The sequence below is a fragment of the Azohydromonas lata genome, from assembly GCF_034427735.1.
GTDB lineage: Bacteria > Pseudomonadota > Gammaproteobacteria > Burkholderiales > Burkholderiaceae_C > Azohydromonas > Azohydromonas lata.
The window spans coordinates 1-7,521 of record NZ_JAXOJX010000134.1; the positions used below are offsets into that span (position 1 = coordinate 1).

Genomic DNA, 7,521 nt, shown 5'->3' on the forward strand with positions numbered 1-7,521 from the left:
ACGGACGTCAGTCAAGCCGCTTCGCTCTCTACTTCGTCATGCCCGCGAAAGCGGGCATCCACGAGCACCGAGGTGTCGCCTTCGGACTGCATCGCCCAGCACTGACGTTGGCGCGCCAGCATCTCGGCAGGCGTGGATGCCCGCTTTCGCGGGCATGACGGGTCAGGGTGCGTGGCACCGCTTGCCGGCGGGCTGACAGAGCGAAACCGCTTTCTCCGTACAGGCACAGCGCGCCCAAAAAAAACCGACACACCCCAACAACACCCAGGGAGCCCTGTTCCATGCCCATCGCCCAACGCTTGCCCCGCGGCAGCGGTGTCGTCCTGCATCCCACCTCCTTGCCGGGCCCGCACGGTGCGGGCGATTTCGGTGCGGGCGCCTACCACTTCGTGGACTGGCTGGCTGCCGGCGCGCAGACGCTGTGGCAGATGCTGCCCCTGGGCGGCGTGGGCCTTGGGCATTCGCCCTACATGAGCAGCTCGGCCTTCGCCGGCAACGTGCTGCTCATCGACCTGCACGCTCTGCACCGCCAGGGCTGGCTCACGGCCGAGGACGTGGCCGCGCCGGCCGGCTTCAGCGACCGCCACGTGGACTACGAGCGCGTCATTCCCTGGCGCATGGAGCGCCTGGCCGCCGCCGCGCGCCGTTTCGCCGACACCGCCACGCCGGCCGAGCAGGCGGCTTTTGAAAGCTTCCGTGCCGAGCAGGCTGCCTGGCTGCCGGATTACGCCCTCTTCATGTCCCTGGCCGAGGCGCATCCCGGCCAGGACTGGATGGACTGGCCCGCGCCCCTGGCCTGGCGCGAGGGCCCGGCCCTGCGCGCGGCGCGTGCGGAGCTCGCCCAGCGCATCGGCTTCTGGGAATTCACGCAGTGGTGCTTCAGGACGCAGTGGGACGCGCTGCATGCCTACGCCCGCGCCCGCGGCGTGCGCATCGTGGGCGACATGCCCATCTTCATCGCGCTGCAAAGCGCCGACGTGTGGTGCCACCCCGAGCTGTTCGAGCTGGACGCGCAGGGCCGCCCAACGGTGGTGGCCGGCGTGCCGCCGGACTTTTTCAGCGCCGACGGCCAGCGCTGGGGCAATCCGCTCTACCGCTGGAGCGCGCATGCCGAGCAGAACTTCGGCTGGTGGACCGAGCGGCTGCGCCGCACGCTGGAGCTGGTCGACATCGTCCGCATCGACCACTTCCGCGGCTTTGCCGGCTACTGGGAGATACCGGCCGAGGAGCCGACGGCGCTCAAGGGCTGCTGGAAGCCGGGCCCGGGCGCGGCGCTGTTCCAGGCGGCGGCCGCCGCGTTGGGTGAGCTGAGCGTGATTGCCGAGGACTTGGGCGTGATCACGCCGGACGTGGAGGCGCTGCGCCTGGAGCTGGGATTTCCCGGCATGCGCGTGCTGCAGTTTGCCTGGGGCGATCCGGCCGACGGGGGCGAGCCGCGCTTCCTGCCCCACCGCCACGCGCACGACACCGTGGTCTACACCGGCACCCACGACAACGACACCACGCGCGGCTGGTGGGCCAGCGCGCGTGAAGACCTGCGCCACCACCTGCGCGAATACCTGGCCACCGACGGCATGGCCATCCACTGGGACCTCATCCGCGCCGCCATGGCCAGCGTGGCCGACCTGGCCCTCTTTCCCCTGCAGGACGCGCTGGGCCTGGACGGCACGCACCGCATGAACCGTCCCGGCACGCCGCAAGGCAACTGGGCCTGGCGCTTCGACTGGAGCCTGGTGGCACCGGACACCGCGGCGCGGCTGCGCCGCATGGCGCAGCTCTACGGGCGGCTGCCCGCGTGACGCGCGACAGGGCGGCGCGCGCCGTTGCGCCTCAACCCAGGTCTTTGAAACCCGGGTTGAAGCTCACTTCCCACAGGTGCCCGTCCGGGTCCTGGAAGTAGGCGGCGTAGCCGCCGTAAAAGGTGTCGGCGGCCGGCTTGACGACGGTGGCGCCGGCCTGGCGGGCCAGGGCCAGCGCCGCGTCCACCTCGCCGCGCGAGCCGACGTTGTGCGCGAGCGTGACGTGGGTGGGCGCCGGGCCGCTGTCGGCCAGCCCGCTGTCGGCGGCGATGCTCTTGCGCGGCCACAGCGCCAGCTTCAGCCCGCCTTCCAGCTCGAAGAAGGCCACGGCGCCGTTCTCGAACTCGCGGCCGACGATGCCCTGCGTCGGCCATCCCAGGCCGTCGCGGTAGAAGGCCACGGCGCGCTCCAGGTCGGCCACGCCCAGGGTCAGCAAGGTGATGCGCGGTTTCATGCCGCGGGCGGGGCAGGCCGCGTGCCGAAGCAGGGCGCGCGCATCGGCTGCGCCGGCCTCAAGCAGCCCGCTTGAACGTCGCCAGCAGCATGGCCACGAGCACGAACAGCGAGCCGAAGACGCGGTTGAGCGCCTTCACCTGGCGCTCCGAGCGCAGCAGCCGCAGCACGCGCGCGGCCAGCACGGTGTAGCCGGCCATGACCACCAGGTCCGTGAAGGCCAGCGTCGCGCCGATCACCAGGTACTGGCCACCCAACGGCCGTGCCAGGTCCAGGAACTGCGGCACCACGGCCAGCAGGAACACGGTGCCCTTGGGGTTGACGGCGTTGACCATCCAGCCCTTGAGCACGAGCTTGTGCCGCGCCACGGGCTGCGCGGGGGCGTCCGTGGGCTCGCCGGCCAGCGCCTGCGCCGGCGCGCGCCACTGCTTGATGCCCAGCCACAGCAGGTAGGCCACGCCCACCCACTTGACCACCGCGAAGGCCAGCGACGAGGCCGCGATCAGCGCGCCCAGCCCAACGCCCACCACCACGATCTGCGTCCAGATGCCCAGCACCAGGCCCAGCGTCATGAAGTAGCCGCGCTTGAACCCGTGCGCCAGTCCGGCGCTCATGGCCGCCACGGCACCGGCGCCGGGCGAGAGGCTGATGGCCCAGGAGGCCGCGAAGAATGCAATCCAGACGGAGATATCCATCCCGCAATGGTAGAGCCCCCATCCAGGGGGCCGGCGGCCACTTTCAACGGCCGCCGGCAAAGCCCATGGTGGTGAGGGCTAAGAAAAGCGGTTTCGTCCCGCCAGGCGGGCTTCAAGCCGCCCGGCGCCGCACCTGCCGGTGCGCCAGCACCTGCGCGTACCAGGCCTCGTGCGCGGCGGCGCCGTGCTCCCAGCCGTGCTCCACGCACACCTTGGGCGGCCGCTGGTGCCGCGGCTGCATGGCTGCGCGCTGCAGGCCCAGGGCGATGGAGTCCTCGTCGCCCGGGTCGCACCAGGACACGCCGCCGGCCTGGTCCATGAGCTCGCTGAAGGGCGCGCGGCGCGACAGCAGCACCGGCGTGCCGCAGGCCAAGGCTTCGAGCGCGGCCTGGCCGCTGCCCTGGGCCAGCGAGGGCAGTGCCAGCAGGCGGGCCCGGCGCAGCAGCGCGGGCAAGGCCGTGTCCGGCACGCTCCCGCAGCGCCACACCGGCTCGCCGGGGCCTTCTTGCCAGCCCAGGCGGCGCAGCGCGTCGCGCCAGGCGCGCTGGGCGGCGCCGGCCTCCGAGCAGTCATCGTCCCCGGCCAGCACCAGGCGGGCGTGCGCCCAGTGCGGGCGGGCGGCGCGCCAGCTCGCGAAGGCTGCAAGCAGCCGCGCGGCGTTGCGGTGCGGCTGCAGCCCGCCCAAGGCCAGCACCAGTGGCGCGCCGTCGTCCGGCAGCCCAAGCGCGCGAAGGTGCGCGGCATCGTCGGTGCGCGCCACGGGCTGGAATGGGCTCAGGTCCACCCCGGCGTGCAGCCGGCGGGCTTGCGCGCCATGGTGCTGGCGCAACTGGCGGCAACTGGCCTCGCTCAGGCAGGCCACGGCATCGGCCGAAAGCCAGCCCCGCGCCTGCCAGCGCTCCAGCAGCGGCTGGCGCAAGGCGTCCAGCCGGTGCACGGTGCGCACCCAGGGCGGCAGCTGCGGCAGGTGGTTGCGCAGCGTGGCCAGCGCGTTGCCGTTGAGCCCGTCTTGTGCATGCAGCAGGTCGAAGCGGCCGGCCGTCAGCACCGCCGGCAGCGCCTGCTCCAGCGCGGCGATGCGCCGCGCCACCTGCTCCACGCGGCAGCCCGTGGCCGGCGGCATGGGCAGCAGCGCCACCGCGCAGCCCGGGTCGCGGAACGGACGCTCGCCGGCCTGCGCGGGCGCCACCACCGTCACCGCGTGGCCGCGCGCGGCCAGCGCACGCGCCAGCCCAAACGTGTGCGCCGCCGCACCGTCCGGCTGCACGCCCGGCGCCAGCAGCGCGATGCGCATGGCGTCGCCGTACCGCGCGCCGCGCGTTGCCGGCCACTGTTGAAAGGCTGCTTGCTGCTGTGCTTCCACGGTGGGCTGTCCTCCTGCGGATGTAGGCCGCCCGCCACGTCGGCGGGCCGGGGTTGGGCGGCGCAGGGCAAGCCGCGGGCCCGGCGCCTGGCGCACCCCGCAGTGGGGCAATTCCCCATGGTCCCGGTACAAAGCTCCTGTGGTGCGTGTCGGACATGGCTATGGCCGCACCGTGGGGGAACCGGGACCATGGTTTCCAGCCCGTTGCGATGCAGGACGGCAGCGGGCCAGGCGGCGCGGGCCTGGGCTGCGCCGAACCACAGCGGAGGGAAGCCATGAAGAACGTCGTCATCCATGTCGCGGCCGGTTCCTGCCTGGCGGCGCTTCTGCTGGCCGGCGGGGGGCTGCTGGGGGGCGAGGACGCGGACCTCTCGCCGCGCGGCTGGAGCCGCGCGCTGGCGCTGCGCACCGAGGTGTTCCAGGCCGAGCGCAGCGCGGGCGACGGGCGCATCACCGTCACGCTGGTCAACGAGGGCGAGGACACTGCCACCCACATCCAGCCCCTGGTGCTGCCGCCCCATTTCAAGCTGCTGCGCGACGACTGCACCGCGCAGCGGCTGCCCGCCGGCGCGAGTTGCGGCTACACGCTGGCGTTGGACGCGGCCGGCCCGCGCGCCGGCACGGTGGGCCTGGAGGTGCGCTACGACTACGCCGACGCGCGCGACCGCAGCGTCGGCGGCACCGTCTCCTACCCCGGCGTCGCGGCCGTGGCGGCCACCAGCCTCAACGACTGACGGCCGCCGGACCCGGCCTCAGGCGGCGGCCGGCGCCGCTGTGCGCTGCCCGCGCAGCATCTCGGCGATCAGGAAGGCCAGCTCCAGGCTTTGCGAGCCGTTCAGGCGCGGGTCGCAGGCCGTGAGGTAGCGCTGTGACAGCCCCTCGTCGGTGAGCGCCTGCGCGCCGCCGCGGCACTCGGTGACGTCCTGCCCCGTCATCTCGAAGTGCACGCCGCCCGCGTGCGTGCCTTCCGCCGCGTGCACGGCGAAGAACTCGCGCACCTCCTGCAGGATGCGATTGAAGTCCCGCGTCTTGAGCCCGTTGGACGCCGTCACGGTGTTGCCGTGCATGGGGTCGCAGCACCACACCGGCAGCCGCCCGGCGCGGCGCACCGCGCGCAGCAGCGCCGGCAGCTTTTCGCCCACCTGGCCCGCGCCCATGCGGCTGATGAGCACCATGCGGCCGGGCTCGTTGTCGGGGTCCAGCACGTCCAGCAGCCGCAACACGTCGTCGGGGTGAGCCGTTGGGCCGAGCTTGACGCCCAGCGCGTTGTCCAGCCCGCGCAGGAATTCCACGTGGGCGCCCTGCGGGTCGCGCGTGCGCTCGCCCAGCCACAGCATGTGGGCCGAGCCGCCGTACCAGCGGCCGTTCTCGCCGCGGCGGGCCAGGGCCTGCTCGTAGTGCAGGTGCAGCGCCTCGTGCGAGATGTGGAACTCCACCTCGCGCAACTGCGGCGTCTGCGCCGCGAAGCCGCAGGCCTCCATGAAGGCCAGCGAGTCGGTGATGCGGTCGGCCAGCTCCTCGAAGCGCGCGCCCTGCGGGCTGGCCTTCACGAAATCCGCCGTCCAGCGGTGCACCTGGTGCAGGTCGGCAAAGCCGCCGTGCGAGAGCGCGCGCAGCAGGTTGAGCGTGGTGGCCGAATGGCCGAAGGCCGCCAGCAGCCGCTGCGGGTCGGGTTGGCGCGCCGCGGCGTCGAAGGCGCCGGCGTTGACGATGTCGCCGCGGTAGGAGGGCAGCGTCACGCCGCCCTGGGTCTCGGTGTCGGAGGAGCGCGGCTTGGCGAACTGCCCGGCGATGCGCCCCACCTTCACCACCGGGCACTTGGCCGCGTAGGTGAGCACCACGGCCATCTGCAGGATGACGCGGAAGGTGTCGCGCACCGTCGCTTCGCTGAGCTCGTCAAAGCTTTCAGCGCAGTCGCCGCCTTGCAGCAAAAAAGCCTCGCCGCGGGCGACCGCCGCCAGGCGCTGGCGCAGCGCGGCGATCTCGCCGGCAAAGATGAGCGGCGGGCGGCTGGCGAGCTGGCGTTCGGCCTCCTGCAGCGCGGCCGCGTCGGGGTAGGCGGGGAGCTGGCGCGCGGGGCGGCCGCGCCAGCCGTCGGGGGTCCAGGGCGTGGTGGGCATGAGGGATGTCCTTGTGTCGTGTGCCGCGTGCGCGGCCAGGGCCGGCAGCGTAGCGCCGCGGCTGGGCTTGTCCGGGGATTGTTCTGCCGGCGACAACGAAGCCGCCGCCTTTCGCGCCGCACGCCTTGCAGGCGGGCCGGTGGCGGGCCGAATTGCAACCGGGCCACGGGTTCGGCCCGCCAGCGGGCCTCCTACAAGCGGGGCGCCGCTGGCTTGTCGATGGCTACGGCCGGCAGCACCGCCGCCACTGCCGCCGCGCAATGCTCGACAAACCGCTGCAGCTCCGGCGCCGGCTCGCCCGTGCCGCGCAAGGCCAGGCCGATGTGGCGCGCGGTGCCCGGCAACGGCACGGGGACGATGGCCGCCGCCCCGTCGGCCTCCGCCAGCGTCTGCGCCCGCGACGCCAGCGCCAGGTGGCCGGTCTGCAAAGTAAACGCCTGGGTGAGCGCCGGGCTGCTGGCGCGCAGGCGGCCTGGCGGCGGCTGTAGACCCTCGCGCTCGAAAGCCAGGCGCAGCGCGGCGGCCGCGGGCGTGCCGGGCAGGGGCACCACCCACTCCCAGGCCAGCAGCGCGCGCAGCGAGGGCGACGCCAGCGCCAGCGCCGGGTGGCCGCGCCGCGCCACCACGGCCAGCTCGTCCTCGAACAGCTTCAATTGCCGCACCTCGGCCGGCGGCGCCTCGGCGCGCAGCGCGCCGGCAATTACGTCGACGTCGGCGCTCAGGAGCTGCTGCACCAGGCTTTCATAGGTGCCGTCCACCACCTGCACCTCCACGTTGGGGTGCTCGCGCAGCAGCGACTCCACCGCGCGCGGCAGGAACAGCGCCACCGACAGCGGCAGCACCCCGACCACCACGCGGCCGCGCACCTCGCCGCGCCAGGCCGCCACGTCGCCCGCGATGGCGCGCAGCTCCGCAAACGCCAGCTTGGCGCGCCGCAGCAGTGTCTGGCCCGGCGGCGTGAGCCGCGTCCCTTGGGCCGACTTGTAGAAGAGGCGCAAGCCCAGTGCCTGCTGCAGCGCCTGCAGCGCCCCATGCACGGCCGGCTGCGACACGCCCAGCGCCTGCGCCGCGCGCGCCTCGCTGCCGCGCGC

At 73.6% G+C, this 7,521-nt stretch carries 7 protein-coding genes; 2 read left to right on the forward strand and 5 right to left on the reverse strand.

Annotated elements, in window-relative coordinates; genetic code table 11:
- Positions 1-281: 281 nt before the first annotated feature.
- Entirely contained in the window at positions 282-1,799 is a 1,518-nt protein-coding gene (gene malQ / locus SM757_RS34230) for a 4-alpha-glucanotransferase (RefSeq protein WP_322468748.1), read from the forward strand.
- Positions 1,800-1,830: 31 nt separating this feature from the next.
- Here the strand turns inward: malQ and SM757_RS34235 are convergent, their stop codons facing one another.
- From SM757_RS34235 to SM757_RS34245, 3 genes are all read right to left on the reverse strand, one after another.
- Positions 1,831-2,253, reverse strand: a complete 423-nt coding sequence (locus SM757_RS34235) for a VOC family protein (protein WP_322468749.1) — start codon at positions 2,251-2,253, stop codon at positions 1,831-1,833.
- 58 nt (positions 2,254-2,311) lie between these two features.
- Complete coding sequence (locus SM757_RS34240) at positions 2,312-2,947, reverse strand: LysE family transporter (RefSeq protein WP_322468750.1); 636 nt, start codon at positions 2,945-2,947, stop codon at positions 2,312-2,314.
- Positions 2,948-3,059: 112 nt separating this feature from the next.
- Positions 3,060-4,310: an MSMEG_0565 family glycosyltransferase gene (locus SM757_RS34245; RefSeq protein ID WP_322468751.1), complete on the reverse strand. Its 1,251-nt coding sequence runs from the start codon at positions 4,308-4,310 to the stop codon at positions 3,060-3,062.
- A gap of 275 nt (positions 4,311-4,585) precedes the next feature.
- On the opposite strand from SM757_RS34245, the gene SM757_RS34250 reads away from it, so the two are divergent.
- Entirely contained in the window at positions 4,586-5,044 is a 459-nt protein-coding gene (locus tag SM757_RS34250) for a hypothetical protein (RefSeq protein ID WP_066335023.1), read from the forward strand.
- 18 nt (positions 5,045-5,062) lie between these two features.
- Here the strand turns inward: SM757_RS34250 and SM757_RS34255 are convergent, their stop codons facing one another.
- Complete coding sequence (locus SM757_RS34255; protein WP_066335020.1) at positions 5,063-6,430, reverse strand: class II 3-deoxy-7-phosphoheptulonate synthase; 1,368 nt, start codon at positions 6,428-6,430, stop codon at positions 5,063-5,065.
- 191 nt (positions 6,431-6,621) lie between these two features.
- The coding region (locus SM757_RS34260; protein ID WP_322468752.1) for a LysR family transcriptional regulator at positions 6,622-7,521 on the reverse strand (900 nt) is incomplete at its 5' end.